Source organism: Pseudomonas cavernae, assembly GCF_003595175.1.
Taxonomy (GTDB): Bacteria; Pseudomonadota; Gammaproteobacteria; order Pseudomonadales; family Pseudomonadaceae; genus Aquipseudomonas; species Aquipseudomonas cavernae.
In genome coordinates, this window is sequence record NZ_CP032419.1 from 2,125,884 (window position 1) to 2,144,847 (window position 18,964).

Genomic DNA, 18,964 nt, shown 5'->3' on the forward strand with positions numbered 1-18,964 from the left:
AGCCCTGGGGCGATGCCGGGGCGAGAAGTCGCAAGGAGTCCAGCCTGGATGTCTGTTACAGGCTGAAACGCGCGGGTGTTGGTTAGGCGCGAGGTTCCCAGCCGGTTGTCAGAAGATGCCTTCCACCTAGCCGAAGGTTAGGGTCTGTTGACGTTTCGTCACGAACCGCGTTGCCGCGCAACCCGCAGAGACAGGTCTGTTTTTGCGCGGCGCATCGTTGCTCGACGCTCATTTGAAACGACCAAACTTCGCGTCTCGCGCCTAGCCCCGCGCAAAAACAGGCTCCGTCGCGGCCGTGACGAAACGTCAACAGACCCTAGGTGGCACAGGAGCACTCTTCAGCTTTTGCTCGGTTGTTGCCGGGCCTTGTTCATCTGCTCGGCGGCCTCTAGACGCAGCCGTTCGCGCTCGTCAAAACCTTCCTCGGCCAGACGCCGGATGGCGGCCTGCTTGTCGGCCTCGCTCAGCCCATCCTGGGCCGCGATCCTGGCTTTCTCGGCGCTGTAGGCCTCGACCCGCTGCTTCCAGGCGGCGCGTTGCTGATCCAGCGTCTCCAGGCGAGTGGTCGCTTCGCTGCCGACCAGCTGTTGACGCATGGCTCGAATCTGTTCGGCGCTGGCGCCCTGAGCCTGCAACTCGGCGGTGCGCGCCAGCAGTTCGCTCTGCAGCTGCGGCAACACGCTGTCCTGCAGTTCCGTCGGCAGGCTTTCGCGCAGGCGATCCATGGCGGTGCCCTTGGCTGCGGCGTCGAGGCTGCTGTCGCGGCTGATCGCCAGGCGTTCGAGGTTGAAGCGGTTGTAGGCCTCTTCCAGGGCGAAGAGCGCCTGGTGCGCCTCGGGGCTGAAGATGCGCGCGCGCAGGTCGTGGACCGCTGTCTCGCGGCGGCGGATGGCGTCCAGATCGTTGAGCACCGGCAGGTCGCGCTCCAGCAACACCAGCTCGCGCTTGTAGCTGAGGTACTGGTCGAGCAGTGCCTGGGCCTGGCCTTCGGCCGGCTCGTCCAGAACGGCGGCGATGTAGTCGCGCAGCCGCTTGATGCTGGTCTTCAGTGGTTCCTCGCCGATGGCGCTGAGGAAGTAGTCGAACAGGCGGCGGATGTCCTGGGTGATCAGCAGGTTGCCACTTTCGTCGATGCTGAAGCCGCCGTCCACCTCGGTGCCGCGAAAGGAGGGGGGCAGTGGCACGACACTGGGCGGCAGCGCGGATGTCTTGGTGGGCGCCTGGGGCTCGGCAGCCGGGGTGGCGCTGGATGCATCAGTGGTTTCGCTGGTGCGAGAGGGGGCCTCCGGAGCCGGTATGGGCTGCTGGAGGAGAAACATGGCCACGGCGGCGATGAATAGCACGGGCAGCAGCAACAGCAGTTTCTTCACGGACAATTCCTTGGCAAAGGTCGGAGTGACGAAGAGTTAGCACAAGCCATGCCAGCGTGCCGCCGCTTCGCGAAAAGCCTTGTGGGGCGGGGCTTGCGGCATTCTGGCCGATTCGCTGAGGGCTGGGGCGGTTACGTCGCGTAACGCCCATGGGGGCCGGGACGCCGTGGCGTCCCGGCAGACGCGGTCACAGTCCGGCGTTCTTCAGACGGTTGGCCTGCTGGCGGTAGACGACCTTGGGATCGGTCTCGAACAGGCTGGTGAGGCCGAACGTCTGGTTCACCTCGTCGAGGTGGTTCATCCGATAGTCGTCGCGGATGGTCATGCCCAGGTGTGAGCCGCAGGCGCCGACCAGGCCGTCGTTGGGGGCACCATCGAAGACGACGGAGGTCAGGCCCAAAAGGGCATCGCCGGCATCGGCCGCGTTGGTCAGCGGGCTGGTGCCGCTGAACGAGTAGTAGCGCACGCCGTTCACCACATAGGCGCCTTCGCCGCAGGCTGTGGTCGGCACGCCCTGCGGATGGCGGGCGTTGAAGGCGGTGATCCCGGGAGTATCGAGAGAGGCCAGCGCTGTGGCGGCATCCTGGGCAGTCCACGGATCCCCCGGCGAGAGGAAGTCGATGTAAGCCGCCAGCGCATTGTTCACGCTATTGAGGAAGTCCGTGGAGCCTGCAGGCTGGTTGGCGATCATGTCGGCCAGTGGTACGCCTTGGCTGGGGCCGGCGACGCTGGTAACCGATGCCACGAGGTCCGGACGCACCGAGGCGACATATCGCACGGTCGGCCCGCCGTGGCTGTGGCCGATCAGGTTGACCTTGGGCTTGCCGGTGATGGCGATGATCTCCTCGACCTGCTGGAGCAGTTCCTCGCCGCGCAGTTCGGTGCTGTTGAGCTGGCTGACTTCGGTCAGGTGCACGTCGGCGCCGCCCGAGCCGAGCGCCAGGGGAATGCCGTACCAGTAGCTGACGCCGAGGATTCGGTCGAAGCCGAGGACGCCGTGGGTCAGCAGGATCGGGTATTTGGTCTTGGTGTAATCGAGCAGGCCGGCCTGGGTTTGAGCTGACAGTGCCATGCTGGCGCCGAAGCACAGGGCGAGGAGGGTATTTTTCTTATTCATTGTGTGCTCTTCAGGGTTGGAGTTCGGGCGAGATGCAAGGCCTTGCCTGCCCATTTCACCCTTCCATGGGTGAGTGCAGGAGGGATGGCAGGAAACATGCCATTTCCTGGCGATTGGCACGCGCGGCTCTGGACTGCACTTCTTTGTCGAAACGCGATTTTTCACCGGGCTGGCGGGGGCATAGATCTTGTTACATGGGGAAGCGCCCGCTGCTGCGATTTGCCTCCAACCGTAGCGTTGTTGCAGCAGAAAATCGGCGTCTGCGACGGTGTTTGGGCCTGCTAGAAGCAGAAAAGCCGCCACGGGTGGAGGTTTTTTGCGGCTTGGGGATCGGTGGGTTAACCCAGTTGTGTGACTAGTCGGTCATCCTTTGGCTGTTGGACTCGCCATCACCCTGCGAGTCGCGGGCTGTGTTACCGCCTGGTTTGTGGCCGACGGCGGCATCGTTGTTCCGTGAGGGCGGCAGTAGCGGCCACTGGCTCAGTACCCGATAACGCGTGCCTTTGGCGTTGCTCTCCGAAACGAACAGGGCGAAGTGCTCGACCTGCCAGGCAAATGCGGGAGCTGGGCCGGCCGGCAGCCGGGAACAATGCCGGGCCAGGGTCAGGTGGGGATGGAACGCCCGGCTTTCCAGGTTGAAGCCTACCAGTTGCAGCCGTTCGCGCAGCTCATGCACCAATTGCAGCAACGCTTCGGGCGGTTGGCTGAGAGCAAGGTGCAACAAACCGTTATTCCAGCGCTCCAGTCGGTCGAGTTGGAGCCGGAAGCTGTGCCCATCGATGGACGCGGCCAAGGCTTTCAGCTCGGGCAGGCGGCCGCGTGGTTGCGCGCCGAGGAATATCAGCGTCAGGTGCAGGTTGTTCGCGGTTACCGGGCGGCTGTGCGTGGACAGGCTATCGCGCCAGTCGACCATGGCCTGCGCCTGTTCGGGCGGGCAGGGCAGGGCGAAGAACAGACGCAGGGGCGGCGTAGTCATGGGCAGGCTCCCGGATTGGTTGCCTTGACAGTATCGCGCGAGATTTCCTAGGATGCCGCTCAAGCGCCGATTTAAACAGCTACTTGCGGGGCGCGGAGGTCTTCTCTGAAGGCATCGAAATACCGCTAAAACGCTGGTTCGGTGTCGCCTCTCACCGCTGCCCAGCGGGATTCCCGAGGCGGAGACGCGCACCATGACCTGTCCCCAACCACTCATTCGCCTGGCCCCGATCACCAGCGGGCCGATTCTGCGCAACCCCAAGATACTGCTCAGCGGCGAACACCAGCCGACCCTGCTGCGTTATCTCGAGGGCTGGCCCAAGCGCTGGAGCCAGCCGCGCACCCTGCTGATTCAGTTCGCCCACGAAGGCGAATCGCTGGCGCGCTTTGCGACGAATAGCTTCGACCTGGCCGTGGTCCAGGCCCCAAGCCGCGAGCAATTGCCGGAGCTGGTGCGCGAGCTGATCCGGGTCGCCCGCCAGGGGCTGATTACCCGCCGCCGGGCCTAGCTCAGACCGGCTCGCGATGGTCGCGCAAGTGCTCAGGGATAGTGGATGTCGACGATATAGCAGGTCTTCTCGCCGGTCGGAGTCTGCACCCGCACTTCGGCGTCCAGGGCCTTGCCGATCATGGCGCGCGCCAGTGGCGAGTCGATGCTGATCAGGTTCTGCTTCAGATCCAGCTCGTCCGGGCCGACGATGCGATAGCGCGACTCCGCGCCGTCTTCGTCCTCGATGGTCACCCAGGCGCCGAAATACACCTTGCTCGGATCGGAAGGGCGTTCGCTGACGACCTTGAGGTTTTCCAGGCGCTTGCTGAGAAAACGCACACGGCTATCGATCTCGCGCAGCATCTTCTTGCCGTAGGTGTATTCGGCATTCTCCGAGCGGTCGCCCTGGGCTGCCGCCTCGCTGACCGCCTGAGTGACTTGCGGGCGGCGCACGTGCCAGAGCTCATGCAGTTCGGCGCGCATCCGTGCTTCGCCTTCGGGAGTGATCAGCGGTGTGCCCGCGCTGCGCGGTGGACGATAACGACTCATGCGGTTCGGCTACTGGGGGGAAGAGCACAGTTTACCAAGCTCAACCTTCGCGCAACACGCTGAGCGGACTGGCATTCAGGGCCCGGCGAGTGCCCAGCATGCCGGCACCACCGATCAGCAGGGCACCTATCAGCGGCAACAGCAGGAGCCAGGGATGCGGATGCCAGTTCATATCGAAGGCGAAGCGATACAGCAGAAAGCTCACCAGTTCACAGCCCAGCGCCGCCAGTATGCCGCTGCCGGCGCCGAGCACGGCGAACTCGGCGCGGCGCGCGCTGGCCAGCAACTGGCGCCGGGCCCCGAGGGCGCGCAGCATGGCGCCCTGGCGGATGCGTTCGTCAAGGGTCGCCTGCAGGCCGGCGAACAGCACGGTGAGGCCGGCGGCCAGCACGAACAGCAGGACATATTCCACCGCCAGGGTGACCTGGGCGAGGATGCTGCGCAGTTGCGCCAGCAGGGCATCGACCTGCAGCAGGGTGACGGCCGGAAAGGCACGGGCCAGTTCGACCAGCTGCTGCTCATGGTGCGGCGGCAGATAGAAGCTGGTCAGGTAGGTGACCGGCAAATCCTGCAGCGTGCCGGGCTCGAAGACCATATAGAAGTTGGGCTGGAAGCTGTCCCAATCGACCAGACGGAAGCTGCTCACCCGGGCCTCGCGCTCGAGCCCGCCGACGTTGAAGCTGAGGCGATCGCCCAGCTTGAGACGCAGGCTTTCCGCCAGCTTGGCTTCCACCGAGACGCCGGGCAACTCGCTGGCATGGGCGCTATTCCACCAGCTGCCGGCGGTCAGCTGGTTGCTTTCCGGTAGCTCGGTGGCCCAGGTGAGGCTGAGGTCGCGGCGAACGGCGCGGTCACCGGTGCTGTCCTTGCTGACGACCTGCCGTACCGGCTCGCCGTTGATGGCCACCAGCCGTCCCGGCACCACCGGATAGAGCGGCGTCGGATGTGACGAGAGTTGGGCCAGACGGGCAGCGAACGCGTCTTTCTCGGCGGGCAGCACATTGAGGGCAAAGTGATTGGGGGCATCGGCCGGCAACTGATCCTGCCAGGTGTCCAGCAGTTCGCTGCGCAGCAGGGTGATCAGCGCCATGGCCAGGAGGATCAGGCCGAAGGCCAGCGACTGGCCGGCTGCAGCCAGGGGATGACGCAATAGCTGACCCAGCCCTAGACGCCAGGGCAGGGCTGCGCGCGCCAGCAAACGGCGCAAACCGCGCAGGCAGAACAGCAATAGCCCGCCGAGCAGCGCAGCGGCGACCAGACCACCACCGAGCAAGCCTAAGGTCAGGCGTAGATCCAGGCTGAGGCGCCACATGATCAGGCCGAGGGCCAGCACGGCAGCGCCATAGACCAGCCAGGCGCTCGGCGGCAACGGCAGCAGGTCGCGGCGCAGTACCCGCAGCGGCGGAACGCGGCCGAGGGCGGCCAGTGGCGGTAGAGCAAAGCCGGCCAATGCGACCAGGCCGGTGGCGATGCCGGCCAGCGCCGGCAGCAGACCGCCCGGCGGTACCGTAGCGGGTAGCAAGCCTTGCAGGAGATGGAACAGCCCCAGTTGCGCCAGCCAGCCGAGCAGGGCGCCGCACAGGCTGGCCAATAAACCGAGCTGCGCCAACTGCAGGCTATATAGCCCTAAGGTTTCCCGGCGCGAGAGCCCCAGGCAGCGCAGCAGGGCGCTGGCATCGAAGCGCCGGGCGGCGAAACGTGCGGCCGACAAGGCGACCGCGACCCCGGCGAGCAGCACCGCCGCCAGGCTGGCGAGGTTCAGATAGCGCTCGGCGCGGGCCAGCGCTCCACCGATCTGGCGGTTGCCGTCGCGGGCGTCTTCGAGGCGCTGGCTGGGCGTCAGGTCGGGTTTGACCGCGCGGCGGTAGTCCGCCAGCGCCTGTGGGCTGCCGCGCCACAGCTCGCGGTAGCGCACACGGCTGCCGGGCTGGACGATGCCGGTGGCGGCGAGGTCGGCGAGATGCATCAGCACTCGTGGCGTCAGGCTATAGAAGTCGCCGGCGCGATCCGGTTCGTAGGTCAGTACGCGGCTGAGTTTCAGCGTCTTGTTGCCGACCTCGATCGGGTCGCCGACTCGCAGGTTCAGGGCCGCGAACAGGCGCGCCTCGGCCCAGGCCTCGCCGGGTTGCGGCCCCTTGCCGACGCTTTCCGGCTGATAAGGCGCTGCGGCGCTTTTCAACTGGCCACGCAGGGGATAGGCGCTGCCCGCCGCCTTGACGCTGGCCAGCTGGATGCCATTGTCGGTGGCGATCACGCTGGAAAACTCGACCACCTGTGCATGCTCCAGGCCCAGACGCTTACCGCTGTCGATCTGCTCAGGCGTTGCTGGTGAACTGCCGTTGAGCACCAGATCGGCGCCGAGGAATTCGGTGGCGCGCAGCAGCATGGCGCCGTTCAGACGTGCGCCGAAGTAACCGATGGCGGTACTGGCGGCGACGGCCACCAGCAGGGCGAAGAACAGCACGCGCAACTCGCCGGAGCGGGCGTCACGGAGCAGTTGCCGGTAGGCGAGGGCGCCCAAGCGGGACAGGGACATGCCGGCCATCAGGGCTCCACGTGGTCGACCAGGCGACCGCCTTCCAGACGGATCAGACGCCGGCAGCGATGGGCCAGACGTTCGTCATGGGTCACCAATACCAGCGTGGTGCCACGTTCCTGGTTCAGCTCGAACAACAGGTTGCTGATGCGCTCGCCGGTCTGGCTGTCGAGGTTGCCGGTCGGCTCGTCGGCAAACAGCACATCCGGCTCGGCGGCAAAGGCGCGAGCGATGGCCACTCGCTGCTGCTCGCCGCCGGACAGGTGGCGCGGCGAATGGCTGAGCCGTTCGCCCAGGCCGACCCGTCCGAGCAGCTCGGTCGCGCGGGCACGGGCATCGCGGCGGCCTTCCAGCTCGAGCGGCAGCATGACGTTTTCCAGTGCATTGAGGTTGTCGAGCAATTGGAAGGACTGGAAGACGAAACCGGTGTGTTCCGCTCGTACCCGCGCGCGCTGATCTTCATCGAGCGCGCCGAGGTTGCGTCCGGCCAGGGTGACTTCGCCCGCGCTGGGTAGGTCGAGGCCGGCGAGCAGACCGAGGAGGGTGGATTTGCCCGAGCCGGAAGTGCCGACGATCGCCAGACTGTCGCCGCGGTTCAGCACGAGGGAGAGGTCGTCGAGGATGGTCAGCTCGCCTTCCGCGCAGGGGACCACTTTGCTAAGGTTCTGCGCAGTCAGAATGCTTGTGCTCATGGAGAATCCAATGCGTAGCTGGTGGTTGGGCAGTGCCCTGATGTTGCTACTGTGGGCTCAAGGCGCCGTTGCAGGCACAGTGCTGGTCGTCGGCGATAGTATCAGCGCCGCTTTGGGCCTGGATACCAGCCAGGGTTGGGTCGCCTTGCTGGAAAAGCGCCTGGCACAAGAGGGGTTCGACTACCGGGTGGTCAACGCTTCGATCAGCGGCGACACCAGTGCGGGCGGCCTCGCACGGCTGCCGGCGTTGCTGGCGGAGCATCGTCCAGACCTAGTGATTTTCGAACTGGGCGGCAACGATGGTCTGCGCGGTCAGCCCCCGGCGCAATTGCAACAGAATCTTGCCGCGATGATCGACAGTGCTCGCAGCAACGGCGCCAAGGTGTTGTTGTTGGGTATGCGTTTGCCGCCCAATTATGGTGAGCGCTACACCCATGCCTTCGCCGAGGTGTTCCAGGCGCTGGCCGAGCAAAAGCAGGTGTCGTTAGTGCCGTTCTTCCTCGAGGGGGTTGGCGGCGTACCCGGGATGATCCAAGCCGACGGCATTCACCCGACCGCCACGGCGCAGCCGCGACTGCTGGATAACCTCTGGCCGACATTGAAACCCTTGCTCTGAGACTTTTCCGCACACAGCCTTTCGGCTAATGTGGCGCCCCCTGCTCAGGAGCCTTCGATGCCCCGTCCCGCCTGGTCTTTGCATGCCTATCAAGTGATTGAGCCAGACGAGCAGCTGGATCTTTTCGCTTGTCGCGAGGTACGCCTGCATCTGGTCGCGCGCCAGCTCGAACTAGGGTGGTACGCCGACCGCACTCTCTGTGGCGGCCTGCTGCCGGCGCAACCGCGCTGGTCAGGTCTGAACAGGCCAGCGCTGCGTGACAAACGCCTGTGTCCGGCCTGCCATGCGACTCTGCAGGCGCAGCGAAGCGGCGAGCGTCCGGACTGGTCGGGCTTCTGAACCCTCCCAGCGCATGGACTGGCGGTGTACAATTGCTACCTTTTCCGTCGTTTATTATGTCAAGGATTTCCGGATGTTGTTGCGTGTTCCTACCGTCACCCGCTCGCTGTCACTCGCCGCATTGTTTGCAGTCGGCCCAGTTGCAGCCCTAGAGTTGCCCTTGCCGCCGCCTGGCGAAGATATCGTTGGCCAGGTGCAGGTGATCAAAGCCAAGTATGAGGACACCTTTGCCGACATCGGCGTGGCCAACGATCTGGGCTATCTGGAAATGGTGGCGGCCAACCCGGGGGTCGACCCTTGGCTGCCGGGCGAAGGCACCGAGATAGTGCTGCCGACCCGCTACATCCTGCCGCCCGGCCCACGCGAGGGCATTGTCATCAACCTGGCGGAATATCGCATGTACTACTATCCGAAAGGGCAGAATGTCGTGCACACCTTTCCTTTGGGGATTGGTCGCGAAGGTTGGGGCTCGCCGGTGGCCCAGACCACCGTTATCGCGAAAACCTCGAATCCGGCCTGGTATCCACCCAAGTCGATCCGTGAAGAGCACGCCGCCGATGGTGATCCACTGCCAACTGTTGTGCCGCCAGGACCCGACAACCCCCTGGGGCCGTTCAAGTTCAGCCTTGGCGTGACGGGCTACCTGATTCATGGATCGAACAAGAAGTTCGGTATTGGCATGCGTGTGAGCCATGGTTGTTTCCGCATGCTCAACCCGAATGTTCTTGAGCTCGCCAAGATGGCACCGGTAGGCACCAAGGTGCGAATTCTTAACGATCCTTACAAGTTTGGGGTCAGTAACGGGAAGATTTACCTGGAAGCCCATACCCCGCTCGATGATCATGGCGAGCCTTCAGTGGTCGACAAACATACAGCGGTAATCAATGCCTTGATCAAGCGTGAAGATCTGGCTGGCAATTTGCGTCTGAATTGGGATGTGGTACGCGAGGTTGTCGCTGCCGAGGATGGTCTGCCTGTGGAAATTGCTGAACCGGCAGCAGCCGTCGCAAGCAGTGCCCCCGCTGTTTTTTGAGCTGCGGCGCTAACTTAAAACCCGTTGTGTGCGAAGCATCAGCGGGTTTTTTATTGCTGCATATTTGCGCTGGTCAAATTATAGGCAATAAAAAAGCCGACCCAGATACTGGGTCGGCTTTTATAGCCTGTGGGGCTATTACTTGCGGCTGGCTTTTTCCAGCATACGCATGGCGCGCTCGTTGGCTTCGTCAGCAGTTTGCTGAGCCTTCTGAGCGGCAGCCAGAGCTTCATCAGCCTTGCGATAGGCTTCGTCAGCGCGGGCTTGAGCGCGAGCAGCTGCGTCTTCAGTCGCAGTCAGACGGGCTTCAGTTTCTTTGGAAGTGCTGCTGCAACCGGTAGCCAGTACTGCGGCCAATGCCAGAGCAGAGAATTTCAGAGCGTTGTTCATCATGATCCCCTTAAGGTGGATATTCCATAAAAGCAACTCCCCGAGCTCGAGGAATTAGCCGGCCTACATACTACCCATTACTTTTAGTAAGTAAACTGACGGAGCGCTAGGACGGCAGTTTTTTTCAGCTGATTGAGTGTTTCGTAAGCAACTGGTAATGCGATTGTATAAAAAACATCCAGCATGGCCTATGAGGCGCTCAAGCATCCTTATCTTTGTAGCAGAAATTCAGGTGTGCGCCCGGTCACGTTTCTAAGAGGGTGGCCGATAGGGCAGCGTGGTGACTGGCAACCTGCCGCGCTGATAAGCTCGCGGTCAGAGTTGGCTTGCGCCTCTCCCCAATTCACAGCTCGCATCAAGGACGTCTGAATGTCGAAGATTCTTAAATGGAGTCTGCTTTCTGTATTGGCGATTGCACTGCTGATCAAGTTGTCACTCTGGCTGTCTGTGCGCTCGATTATGGAAGATGCCATTGCGCGCTTGTCACCTGTTATGGATATCAGCTACGGCGGTATCACTTCGTCCTTCGATGGCCGCGTAGGGCTGGAGAAGGTGAATGTGCGGGTTCCGGCGTTGGGCGATAGCGTGCGAGTGGCGCATGCAGAACTGAAATTCAACGGCCTGGGCGAGCTATTGCGCTTTAAAGAGCGCTTGGCCGAGGGCAAGTTTCCCGAGCAGATGGCCTTGACTCTCAAAGGGATGGCCCTGGATGTCCACGGTCCCTTCATGCAGCAGCTGTATGACATGCCCGCCGAGCGCAGCGTATTTACGGCGATGAGTGAAGTCGCCTGCGGCAAGATTCGTCACATTGGTACTACTGAATTGCTGGAGATGGGCTATCGCACTTTTGAAACTGATGCTGAGATCTCTTATCTGTTTAAGCCCGGTGCGCAAACACTGACATTTAATATGACTGCCGATGCCCGTGACATGCTGGATATGCGGCTGAGCATGTCACTGGCCAACATGTCGGAGAATCCAGGCGATCTGCGCGTGAATCCGCCGCGTCTAGCGATGTGGACGCTGGAGTTGAACGACAACCAGTATCAGCGCAAGGTGCAGGCCTATTGTGCTGCTAAGCTTGGTCAGTCGAGCGAAGCCTACGTACAGACTGCAGCCGATCAATTCGATCGGGTGTTGCGTAGCCAGCGTATTGCCCTTGATGCCCCGGTTCTGGAGGCATATCGGAAGTACCTGCAGGATCCACAGTCCCTGCGCCTGGAGCTCAATCCTAGCGAGGGCATGAGTTGGGATGGCTTGCAGTTCTTTGCGGCAAAAGACGTGTTGGCGATGATGCGCCCGGTGCTGCTGGTCAATCAGCAGCTGGTGAGCCCGCTGGGTTTTGCCTGGGCCGAACCGACCGCCGGCAAGCAGTCAGGGGCGCATGAGGTGGTGGTTGCAGAAAAAGTTGAGGCTACCCGTGCAGCGCCGCAATATGAGTTCGTCAACGTTTCCAGTTTGTCCGAGTATGCCGGCAAGCGCTTGCAGTTCATCACCCATGACGGCGCTTACTATCAAGGTGTTTTGCATAAGGTGGAGAACGGAAAGGCGTTTCTCAGTGTCCAATTCGGCTCGGGAAGCGCGGAGATGTTTCTTCGGCTGGAAAAGATCGATAAGGTAAGGGTCATGCTTTAAGGCCCGCTGAGGAGTAGCGATGAGCGAGGTGCTATCCATTAACCATGACCAGGCAGGTCATCAGTTTGAAACCATCGTGAATGGTGATCGCGCCTACCTGGCTTACATGGACCTGGGTAAGCAGACCCTGGACATCTATCGGACTTACGTGCCGAACTCCCTGCGTGGCCGTGGCATTGCCGCCGCGCTCACCGAGCGCGCGCTGGAGTATGCCGAACGGATGGGCTACACGGTGATTCCGTCGTGTTCTTATGTTGAACGTTATATGGAGCGCAGGCAGCGTCACGCTGTAAGGAACTGAGCTCTTTGAGATAAAAAAACGCCGGGCAATTGCCCGGCGTTTTCATTTCTGCTTGCTCAGCCGCGCTGACGCTTGGGCAGTACGTCCTTGAGCTTGGCGTGCATGCTGCGGATGCTCTTCTCAGTGGTTTCCCAGTCGATGCAGGCATCGGTGATGGAAACACCGTACTTGAGTTCACAGAGATCTTTCGGGATCGCCTGGTTGCCCCAACCTAGATGGCTTTCCACCATCAGACCGACGATGGACTGGTTGCCTTCGAGGATCTGGTTGGCAACGTTGTCCATGACCAGTGGCTGCAGAGCCGGATCCTTGTTGGAGTTGGCGTGACTGCAGTCGACCATGATGTTCGGGCGGATGTCTGCCTTGGTCAGTTCCTGCTCGCAGATGGCCACGCTGACCGAGTCGTAGTTCGGCTTACCGTTACCGCCGCGCAGAACCACATGGCCGTAGGCATTGCCTTTGGTGGTGACGATGGAGACGCCGCCTTGCTGGTTGATGCCGAGGAAGCGGTGCGGGCTGGAGACCGACTGCAGGGCGTTGATTGCTACGGTCAGGCCGCCGTCGGTGCCGTTCTTGAAGCCCACGGCGGAGGACAGGCCGGAAGCCATCTCGCGGTGGGTCTGGGATTCGGTGGTGCGCGCGCCGATGGCCGACCAGCTGATCAGGTCCTGCAGGTATTGCGGGGAAATTGGGTCGAGCGCCTCGGTAGCGGTTGGCAAGCCCATCTCCGCCAGGTCACGCAAGAGCTGGCGACCGATGTGCAAGCCGTCCTGGATCTTGAACGAGTCATCCAGATATGGATCGTTGATCAGGCCTTTCCAACCGACAGTGGTACGCGGCTTCTCGAAATACACCCGCATCACCAGATACAGGGTATCGGCCACTTCTTCCGCCAACACCTTCAAGCGCGCAGCATATTCGTGGGCGGCCTTGATGTCGTGAATCGAGCAGGGACCCACGACCACGAACAGACGATGATCCTGGCCATCGAGAATGTCGCGGATCACTTCGCGACCCTTGGCAACAGTGTGCAAAGCGGCGTCGGTGAGGGGAATTTCGCGCTTCAGCTGATCAGGTGTGATCAGGGTTTCGTTGGAAGCGACGTTGAGATCGTCGATCGGTAAATCAGCCATCGTGCTATTCATCAGCTCAGAGTCAGGTCACGGGTGCCGGCCGCCAGCCATCCCCGCGCGGCGGAGCACAGCATTATGGGCGCAACGGGGTAAGGAACCTTAGCGCGTTACACGCCGGCTCGACAATGGGCGGGGGCGGTTTAATCAGCCGGGAAGTGGCGAAACGGCTAGTTCAGGCGGGCGCTGGGAAAGTCGGCGGCATGTTGCGCGATCCATTCCTGGGCAACAGCTTCTACCGGTAAGGGCTGCCCAGCTTGTTGCTCGCGCTGCTGTCGATACTGTTCGATCTGGCAGATCTGCTCGACCATCCGAGCGCGGAACAGCGAATCCTCGTCGATGAAAGCGATGCCGATCAGGTAGTCGTCAAGCTGCTTGCGGCACCAGGCGACCACGCCGGCACAGCGCGCCTGATCGCCCAGCAGGGGGATGCACAGTTCCACGGCGGTACCGCGGCGAAAGCTCTTGCTCGAGTTACAGGCCACACCGCCCAAGCTGATATTGTGCAGGCGCTGCTTGGGCAGGAAGGCGTGCTTGCGCTGAATCAGCTCCACAGGCAGCTCGCTGGGATGACGTAGGAATTGGCGCATGAAGACGAACTCCGGGTGGGGCAAATGGATATCGCTTTAAACAGTGTAGTGACCGAACTGGAGCTGACGGATTTGGATGCCGATCGTCAATTGCTCGATTTGCCCGGTACTTCGCTGCTGATATTTACCAGCATAGGTTGTGCCAGCTGCCGCTGGGCGCGCCGCGAGCTGCCGAGGATGGCTTTGCCGATCGCCCGCCTGTGCTGGGTAGACGCGGGCGACAATGGCGGCTTGGTCGAACGCTACGAGGTCTTTCATTTGCCGGCGCTGTTCGTGGTCCGTGATGGTCAGTTCTACGGCACCTTGCAAGCGCGCTTGAGTGCTGCTGATTTGACTGCTGCTATGGGACGGGCATTGCGTCGGCCCGTCGAGGAGCTTCCCTGATGTCTGATTTGAAACGTCCGCGCATTGGCATCATCGGTACCGGCGCCATCGGTGGTTTCTATGGCTTGTTGCTGGCACGCGCCGGTTTCGATGTGCACTTTCTGCTGCGCAGTGAATACGCTGCAGTGGCCGAGCGCGGCTTGCAGCTGAACAGTGTGGTTCACGGAGCGCTCAGCCTGGCCCCAGTCCAGGCCTATCCGTCGGCGACGCAGATGCCACCTTGCGACTGGCTGCTGGTCGGGGCCAAGACCACCAGCAATGAGGCGTTGGCGCCGGCGATCAGCCAGGCCGCGGCCAGTGGCGCCAAGGTAGTGCTGCTACAGAATGGGCTGATGGTGGAGGAACGTCTGCGACCTTTGCTGCCGGACTCGCTGCATCTGCTGGGCGGTCTCTGCTTTATCTGCGTGCATCGCGCCGCGCCCGGGGTGATCGAGCACCAGTCGCTGGGAGCGGTGAACCTCGGCTATCACTCCGGTCCTGCCATCGACCAAGCGGCGCGGCAAACCATAGTGGAAGAGGGCGCGGCACTGTTTCGGGCGGCCGGTATCGATTCCACCGCGGTGGCTAATCTGCAGCAGGCACGCTGGCAGAAGCTGGTATGGAATGTGCCCTACAACGGCTTGTCGGTGCTGCTGAATGCCGGGACCACGGCCTTGATGGCCCAAGCCGACAGTCGGGCGCTGATTCGGGCGATCATGCAGGAAGTGGTGCAGGGGGCGGCGGCCTGCGGGCATCAGGTACCGGAAGGCTATGTCGGCCAACTGCTGGCGGCGACCGACCGCACTCCGGACTATCTGCCGAGCATGTACCACGACTATGTCCAGCGCCGGCCGCTGGAGTTGCAGGCCATCTATGCCGCGCCACTGCAGGCCGCGGCGCAGGCAGGCTGCGAGTTGCCACGCATACAGGCGCTGTATCTGGCTTTACGTTTTCTCGATGAACGCAATCTGAGCTGAGGTCGATATGAGCAAGGGATTGGGCGATAAGCTGGTATTGGCGATTTCTTCACGTGCCTTGTTCGATTTACGCGATAGCCATCGGATCTACGAGACCGAGGGGGTCGAGGCCTATCGCCAGTATCAGATCGATCATGAGGACGAGATTCTTGCGCCGGGGGATGCCTTTCCCTTGGTGGAAAAGCTGCTTGGCCTCAACTCCACGCTGGGACAATCGCGGGTCGAGGTGATCCTGGTCTCGCGCAACAGTGCGGATACCGGGCTGCGGGCGTTCAACTCGATTCAGCACTATGGTCTCGGGATTTCCCGCGCGGCCTTCGTCGGCGGGCGCAGCCCCGATCCCTACCTGGCGGCGTTCGGCTGCCAGCTGTTTCTCTCCACTCATGCCGAGGATGTGCGCAGCGCACTGAAGTCCGGTTTCGGTGCGGCCACCATTCTTTCCGGGGGCGCGCGGCGGGCGGCCAGCACCGAGTTGCGCATCGCCTTCGACGGCGATGCGGTGCTGTTTTCCGATGAATCCGAGCGGGTCTACCAGCAAGATGGTCTGGCGGCCTTCCAGAATCATGAGCGCGAATCGGCGCGTGAGCTGCTAGGAGGCGGGCCGTTCAAACCGTTTCTCGCGGCGTTACACCGATTGCAGCAGGAGTTCCCCAGCGAGGCCTGCCCGATCCGTACGGCCCTGGTGACGGCACGCTCGGCGCCGGCCCATGAACGGGTCATTCGCACGCTGCGTGAGTGGAATATCCGCCTGGACGAGTCCTTCTTTCTCGGTGGCCTGGAAAAGGCGGCGATTCTCGAAACCTTCGCTGCCGATGTGTTTTTCGACGACCAGTTGGGGCATTGCGAAAAAGCCCGCGAGCTGGTCGCCACCGGCCATGTTCCGCACGGGATCAGCAACGAGCCGCAGCTCTAACCTGCCGCTCATCCCGGCGCGGCCTGGCGCCGTTGCGTTGTGCTTGGCGCTGCTAAGCTCAAACAAGACCCCCAGGCCGGCAGTCGAGGAGAATGCATGATCCGTTCGATTCTCTACGCCACAGATCTTGGTCTGTACGCCCCCTTCGTATTGCAGCACGCTCTGGCTCTGATCCAGGCCTTTCGTGCCGAGCTCTATGTGATTCATGCGGTCGAACCCATGAGTCTGTTCGCCGAGTCGATGCTGAAAACCTATCTGGACCAGGACACCCTCGAGGAGATGCAGAGCAAGGGGCTGCCGACGGTCATGTCGAGTATCGAACAGCGGGTGCTGGAGGCCTTTCGCGACGAGCTGAACGAAGCCCAGCAGGACATGACGATGATCCGTGCCGTGCGGGTGGTGCAGGGCGATCCACCGCAGGTGATTCTCGAAGAAAGCAAAAGACTGGCGGTGGATCTACTGGTCATCGGCAGCCATAGCCATGGGGCGGAGGCGGAGGCGCCGATGGGGCGGACAGCCGCTCGGCTGCTGCAATTGTCCGAAGTACCGGTGTATCTGGTGCCGATGCTGCAGCATCGGGGCCGTGGGGAGATGTGAGCCTGTTAGACGAATGGCATGCAAGTCTGAGAAAAACGTCTAGCTTTATTCTTCTAACCATTAATATGGTTATATGACGCCGCTCGAGTCCACAGCGCCGTATTCTTGCTTTGAGGGAAATCTATGAAGCTTCAGCAATTGCGTTACATCTGGGAAGTAGCGCACCACGACCTCAATGTGTCCGCCACGGCCCAAAGTCTGTACACCTCGCAGCCCGGCATCAGCAAGCAGATCCGTTTGTTGGAGGACGAGCTGGGAGTCGAGGTGTTCGCCCGCAGTGGCAAGCACCTGACCCGGGTGACCCCGGCCGGCGAGCGCATTATCACTACGGCCGGGGAGATTCTGCGCAAGGTCGAGAGCATCAAGCAGATCGCCCAGGAGTTCTCCAACGAGAAGAAAGGCACGCTGTCGATCGCCACCACCCACACCCAGGCGCGCTATGCCCTGCCGCCGATCATCAGCAGCTTCATCAAGCAATATCCGGATGTCTCCCTGCATATGCACCAGGGCACGCCGATGCAGATCGCCGAGATGGCGGCCGACGGCACCGTGGATTTCGCCATCGCCACCGAGGCGCTGGAGCTGTTCGGCGATCTGGTGATGATGCCGTGCTACCGCTGGAACCGCTGTGTCGTGGTGCCGCAAGGTCATCCGCTGATCAAGCTGCCGAAGCTGACCCTGGAGGCCTTGGCCGAACACCCGATCGTCACCTATGTGTTCGGTTTCACCGGGCGCTCCAAGCTCGACGAGGCCTTCAATCACCGCGGTCTATCACCGAAAGTGGTGTTCACCGCCGCCGACGCCGACGTGATCAAGACCTACGTGCGCCTCGGTCTGGGTGTTGGCATCGTGGCCAAGATGGCGGTGGACACCAAACTCGATACTGACCTGGTGGTGCTGGATGCCAGTGAGCTGTTCGAGTCCAGTGTGACCAAGATCGGTTTCCGCCGTGGCACCTTCCTGCGCGGTTTCATGTGCGATTTCATCGAGAAGTTCGCCCCGCACCTGACCCGCGACGTGCTGGCCCAGGCGGTGCAATGCCACAACAAGTCCGAGCTGGAAGAGTTGTTCCACGATGTCGAGCTGCCGACCTACTGAGGCGGCCAGCAACACAAAAAAAGCCCGGCACTTGGCCGGGCTTTTTTGTGTGTAAACGCTTCAGAGCATGTCGAGGCCGTCGCGTTTAGCCAGCTCGGCCAGGCTCGCGCGCGTATCGCTGGGCGCGTCGCTCTGCCGAGGCTCGAGCACCTCATGCAGGAAGGCGAGAAATACGCTGTAAACCTGCTCGCGGCCATCGTCGTGGCGGACCACGAAGAACGGCGCGGCATCCACGCCGTAGTGCTGCGCCACCATCCAGCCGGCGCTGCCGGGGTCGCGCTCGTCGGCGACTAGAATGCGGTCGATGCGCCCCAGGTGGCCGCGTCGTTCGAGTTGTTCCAGCACGTCGCGACATTTGCGGCAGTCCTGGCCGTCGGCCAGGATTTTCTTCACCAGGGTGATACGCATCGGTTCAACTCTTCGCGATCAGGTTGCCGACGTGCAGGCCGCATTCCTTCTGGGTGGCTTCCTCCCACCACCAGCGGCCTTCGCGTTCATGCTGGTTGGGCAGCACCGGACGGGTGCAGGGCTCGCAGCCGATGCTGATGAAGCCGCGCTCGTGCAGGCTGTTGTAGGGCAGTTCGAGCATGCGGATATAGGCCCAGACCTCCTCGCTGCTCATCTGCGCCAGCGGGTTGAACTTGTACAGTGGCTTGTCGGCAGTGGAGAACGCCGAGTCCACTTCAAGGACCGCCACCGCACTGCGGGTGCCGGGGCTCTGGTCGCGGCGCTGGCCGGTGGCCCAGGCGCTGACAGTGCTCAGCTTGCGCCTCAGCGGCTCGATCTTGCGGATGCCGCAGCATTCGCCGTGGCCATCCTTGTAGAAGCTGAACAGGCCCTTTTCCTTGACCAGGGGTTCGAGCAGGCGCGGGTCGGGGGAGAGCACTTCGATGGCGATCTGGTAATGCTCGCGGACCTGATCGATGAAACGATAGGTCTCCGGATGCAGGCGGCCGGTATCCAGGCTGAACACCTTGACGTTCTTGTTGAGTTTCCAGGCCATGTCCACCAGCACCACGTCTTCGGCGCCGCTGAAGGAGATCCACAGGTCGTCGCCGAAATGTTCGAAGGCGAGTTTGAGGATGTCCTGGGGGGATTTGTTGGCGTAAGTTGCGGCCAGTTCGGCGACGTCGAAAGGGTGGCTCATCAGGCAGGCTTCCTAGTTATGGCGGCGTTGACACGCTCTATGGCGGCGATGGTAACAAATCGGAGATATGCCCCTAAATAACCATGTGAAAGCATAGCTAAGGCTT

22 protein-coding genes are annotated in these 18,964 nt (G+C 62.1%); 11 read left to right on the top strand and 11 right to left on the bottom strand.

Annotated features, from left to right (window positions below):
* Positions 1 to 338: 338 nt before the first annotated feature.
* The 3 genes from D3880_RS09835 to thpR form a co-directional block, all read right to left on the bottom strand.
* Positions 339 to 1,370, bottom strand: coding sequence for a lipase secretion chaperone (locus tag D3880_RS09835; protein ID WP_119893289.1), 1,032 nt, complete (start codon positions 1,368 to 1,370; stop codon positions 339 to 341).
* A gap of 187 nt (positions 1,371 to 1,557) precedes the next feature.
* Entirely contained in the window at positions 1,558 to 2,487 is a 930-nt protein-coding gene (locus D3880_RS09840; RefSeq protein WP_119893290.1) for a lipase family alpha/beta hydrolase, read from the bottom strand.
* A gap of 355 nt (positions 2,488 to 2,842) precedes the next feature.
* Positions 2,843 to 3,463 (bottom strand): RNA 2',3'-cyclic phosphodiesterase, encoded by a 621-nt coding sequence (gene thpR, locus D3880_RS09845; protein ID WP_119893291.1) that lies wholly within the window; start codon positions 3,461 to 3,463, stop codon positions 2,843 to 2,845.
* Between the two features lie 193 nt (positions 3,464 to 3,656).
* Here thpR and D3880_RS09850 point away from each other — a divergent pair, with 193 nt between their 5' ends.
* Positions 3,657 to 3,971 carry a class I SAM-dependent methyltransferase gene (locus tag D3880_RS09850; protein WP_119893292.1) on the top strand — a complete coding sequence of 105 codons (315 nt, stop codon included), beginning with the start codon at positions 3,657 to 3,659 and terminating at the stop codon, positions 3,969 to 3,971.
* A 32-nt stretch (positions 3,972 to 4,003) separates the two neighbouring features.
* Here D3880_RS09850 and greB read toward each other — a convergent pair whose 3' ends face one another.
* From greB to D3880_RS09865, 3 genes are read right to left on the bottom strand one after another with little or no spacing between them, the layout of a single operon-like run.
* Positions 4,004 to 4,501, bottom strand: a complete 498-nt coding sequence (gene greB / locus D3880_RS09855) for a transcription elongation factor GreB (protein WP_119893293.1) — start codon at positions 4,499 to 4,501, stop codon at positions 4,004 to 4,006.
* 40 nt (positions 4,502 to 4,541) lie between these two features.
* Positions 4,542 to 7,046, bottom strand: a complete 2,505-nt coding sequence (locus D3880_RS09860; RefSeq protein ID WP_119893294.1) for an ABC transporter permease — start codon at positions 7,044 to 7,046, stop codon at positions 4,542 to 4,544.
* The gene (locus D3880_RS09865) at positions 7,046 to 7,729 is read right to left on the bottom strand and encodes an ABC transporter ATP-binding protein (protein ID WP_119893295.1); all 684 of its coding nucleotides are present in this window, start codon (positions 7,727 to 7,729) and stop codon (positions 7,046 to 7,048) included. Before D3880_RS09865 ends, D3880_RS09860 begins: the two co-directional genes overlap by 1 nt.
* Positions 7,730 to 7,739: 10 nt before the next feature.
* Here D3880_RS09865 and D3880_RS09870 point away from each other — a divergent pair, with 10 nt between their 5' ends.
* The 3 genes from D3880_RS09870 (at position 7,740) to D3880_RS09880 (ending at position 9,717) form a co-directional block, all read left to right on the top strand.
* Entirely contained in the window at positions 7,740 to 8,345 is a 606-nt protein-coding gene (locus D3880_RS09870; protein WP_119893296.1) for an arylesterase, read from the top strand.
* Between the two features lie 57 nt (positions 8,346 to 8,402).
* Positions 8,403 to 8,684: a hypothetical protein gene (locus tag D3880_RS09875; RefSeq protein WP_119893297.1), complete on the top strand. Its 282-nt coding sequence runs from the start codon at positions 8,403 to 8,405 to the stop codon at positions 8,682 to 8,684.
* A 73-nt stretch (positions 8,685 to 8,757) separates the two neighbouring features.
* The gene (locus tag D3880_RS09880; protein ID WP_119893298.1) at positions 8,758 to 9,717 is read left to right on the top strand and encodes a L,D-transpeptidase family protein; all 960 of its coding nucleotides are present in this window, start codon (positions 8,758 to 8,760) and stop codon (positions 9,715 to 9,717) included.
* 138 nt (positions 9,718 to 9,855) lie between these two features.
* On the opposite strand, the gene oprI is transcribed toward D3880_RS09880, so the two are convergent.
* Entirely contained in the window at positions 9,856 to 10,107 is a 252-nt protein-coding gene (oprI, locus tag D3880_RS09885; RefSeq protein WP_119895709.1) for an outer membrane lipoprotei OprI, read from the bottom strand.
* A 369-nt stretch (positions 10,108 to 10,476) separates the two neighbouring features.
* Between oprI and D3880_RS09890 the strand changes: the two genes are divergently transcribed.
* Together D3880_RS09890 and D3880_RS09895 are read left to right on the top strand one after the other, a co-directional pair.
* Positions 10,477 to 11,742, top strand: a complete 1,266-nt coding sequence (locus tag D3880_RS09890; protein ID WP_119893299.1) for a hypothetical protein — start codon at positions 10,477 to 10,479, stop codon at positions 11,740 to 11,742.
* A gap of 19 nt (positions 11,743 to 11,761) precedes the next feature.
* Complete coding sequence (locus D3880_RS09895; RefSeq protein ID WP_119893300.1) at positions 11,762 to 12,043, top strand: GNAT family N-acetyltransferase; 282 nt, start codon at positions 11,762 to 11,764, stop codon at positions 12,041 to 12,043.
* A gap of 56 nt (positions 12,044 to 12,099) precedes the next feature.
* Here the strand turns inward: D3880_RS09895 and D3880_RS09900 are convergent, their stop codons facing one another.
* Together D3880_RS09900 and D3880_RS09905 are read right to left on the bottom strand one after the other, a co-directional pair.
* Complete coding sequence (locus D3880_RS09900) at positions 12,100 to 13,176, bottom strand: 3-deoxy-7-phosphoheptulonate synthase (protein ID WP_162934973.1); 1,077 nt, start codon at positions 13,174 to 13,176, stop codon at positions 12,100 to 12,102.
* A 167-nt stretch (positions 13,177 to 13,343) separates the two neighbouring features.
* Positions 13,344 to 13,763, bottom strand: a complete 420-nt coding sequence (locus D3880_RS09905; protein ID WP_119893302.1) for a PilZ domain-containing protein — start codon at positions 13,761 to 13,763, stop codon at positions 13,344 to 13,346.
* Between the two features lie 24 nt (positions 13,764 to 13,787).
* Here D3880_RS09905 and D3880_RS09910 point away from each other — a divergent pair, with 24 nt between their 5' ends.
* From D3880_RS09910 to cysB, 5 genes are all read left to right on the top strand, one after another.
* Positions 13,788 to 14,147, top strand: coding sequence for a YbbN family protein (locus D3880_RS09910; RefSeq protein WP_119893303.1), 360 nt, complete (start codon positions 13,788 to 13,790; stop codon positions 14,145 to 14,147).
* Positions 14,147 to 15,103 carry a putative 2-dehydropantoate 2-reductase gene (locus tag D3880_RS09915; RefSeq protein WP_119893304.1) on the top strand — a complete coding sequence of 319 codons (957 nt, stop codon included), beginning with the start codon at positions 14,147 to 14,149 and terminating at the stop codon, positions 15,101 to 15,103. Before D3880_RS09910 ends, D3880_RS09915 begins: the two co-directional genes overlap by 1 nt.
* Positions 15,104 to 15,110: 7 nt before the next feature.
* A complete protein-coding gene (locus tag D3880_RS09920; RefSeq protein ID WP_119893305.1) occupies positions 15,111 to 16,016 on the top strand; it encodes a 5'-nucleotidase in 906 nt (301 codons plus the stop codon).
* Between the two features lie 96 nt (positions 16,017 to 16,112).
* Entirely contained in the window at positions 16,113 to 16,613 is a 501-nt protein-coding gene (locus tag D3880_RS09925) for a universal stress protein (RefSeq protein WP_119893306.1), read from the top strand.
* Positions 16,614 to 16,736: 123 nt separating this feature from the next.
* Entirely contained in the window at positions 16,737 to 17,711 is a 975-nt protein-coding gene (cysB, locus tag D3880_RS09930) for an HTH-type transcriptional regulator CysB (protein WP_119893307.1), read from the top strand.
* A gap of 60 nt (positions 17,712 to 17,771) precedes the next feature.
* Here the strand turns inward: cysB and D3880_RS09935 are convergent, their stop codons facing one another.
* Complete coding sequence (locus D3880_RS09935; protein ID WP_119893308.1) at positions 17,772 to 18,119, bottom strand: hypothetical protein; 348 nt, start codon at positions 18,117 to 18,119, stop codon at positions 17,772 to 17,774.
* A 4-nt stretch (positions 18,120 to 18,123) separates the two neighbouring features.
* A complete protein-coding gene (locus D3880_RS09940; protein WP_119893309.1) occupies positions 18,124 to 18,858 on the bottom strand; it encodes a phosphoadenylyl-sulfate reductase in 735 nt (244 codons plus the stop codon).
* Positions 18,859 to 18,964 lie beyond the last annotated feature (106 nt).

Bases quoted from the DNA above. Each gene is read 5' to 3' on its own strand.
- D3880_RS09840 (WP_119893290.1), bottom strand. From the start codon at position 2,487: ATGAATAAGAAAAATACCCTCCTCGCCCTGTGCTTCGGCGCCAGCATG.
- thpR (WP_119893291.1), bottom strand. From the start codon at position 3,463: ATGACTACGCCGCCCCTGCGTCTGTTCTTCGCCCTGCCCTGCCCGCCC.
- D3880_RS09850 (WP_119893292.1), top strand. From the start codon at position 3,657: ATGACCTGTCCCCAACCACTCATTCGCCTGGCCCCGATCACCAGCGGG.
- greB (WP_119893293.1), bottom strand. From the start codon at position 4,501: ATGAGTCGTTATCGTCCACCGCGCAGCGCGGGCACACCGCTGATCACT.
- D3880_RS09860 (WP_119893294.1), bottom strand. From the start codon at position 7,046: ATGGCCGGCATGTCCCTGTCCCGCTTGGGCGCCCTCGCCTACCGGCAA.
- D3880_RS09865 (WP_119893295.1), bottom strand. From the start codon at position 7,729: ATGAGCACAAGCATTCTGACTGCGCAGAACCTTAGCAAAGTGGTCCCC.
- D3880_RS09870 (WP_119893296.1), top strand. From the start codon at position 7,740: ATGCGTAGCTGGTGGTTGGGCAGTGCCCTGATGTTGCTACTGTGGGCT.
- D3880_RS09875 (WP_119893297.1), top strand. From the start codon at position 8,403: ATGCCCCGTCCCGCCTGGTCTTTGCATGCCTATCAAGTGATTGAGCCA.
- D3880_RS09880 (WP_119893298.1), top strand. From the start codon at position 8,758: ATGTTGTTGCGTGTTCCTACCGTCACCCGCTCGCTGTCACTCGCCGCA.
- oprI (WP_119895709.1), bottom strand. From the start codon at position 10,107: ATGAACAACGCTCTGAAATTCTCTGCTCTGGCATTGGCCGCAGTACTG.
- D3880_RS09890 (WP_119893299.1), top strand. From the start codon at position 10,477: ATGTCGAAGATTCTTAAATGGAGTCTGCTTTCTGTATTGGCGATTGCA.
- D3880_RS09895 (WP_119893300.1), top strand. From the start codon at position 11,762: ATGAGCGAGGTGCTATCCATTAACCATGACCAGGCAGGTCATCAGTTT.
- D3880_RS09900 (WP_162934973.1), bottom strand. From the start codon at position 13,176: ATGGCTGATTTACCGATCGACGATCTCAACGTCGCTTCCAACGAAACC.
- D3880_RS09905 (WP_119893302.1), bottom strand. From the start codon at position 13,763: ATGCGCCAATTCCTACGTCATCCCAGCGAGCTGCCTGTGGAGCTGATT.
- D3880_RS09910 (WP_119893303.1), top strand. From the start codon at position 13,788: ATGGATATCGCTTTAAACAGTGTAGTGACCGAACTGGAGCTGACGGAT.
- D3880_RS09915 (WP_119893304.1), top strand. From the start codon at position 14,147: ATGTCTGATTTGAAACGTCCGCGCATTGGCATCATCGGTACCGGCGCC.
- D3880_RS09920 (WP_119893305.1), top strand. From the start codon at position 15,111: ATGAGCAAGGGATTGGGCGATAAGCTGGTATTGGCGATTTCTTCACGT.
- D3880_RS09925 (WP_119893306.1), top strand. From the start codon at position 16,113: ATGATCCGTTCGATTCTCTACGCCACAGATCTTGGTCTGTACGCCCCC.
- cysB (WP_119893307.1), top strand. From the start codon at position 16,737: ATGAAGCTTCAGCAATTGCGTTACATCTGGGAAGTAGCGCACCACGAC.
- D3880_RS09935 (WP_119893308.1), bottom strand. From the start codon at position 18,119: ATGCGTATCACCCTGGTGAAGAAAATCCTGGCCGACGGCCAGGACTGC.
- D3880_RS09940 (WP_119893309.1), bottom strand. From the start codon at position 18,858: ATGAGCCACCCTTTCGACGTCGCCGAACTGGCCGCAACTTACGCCAAC.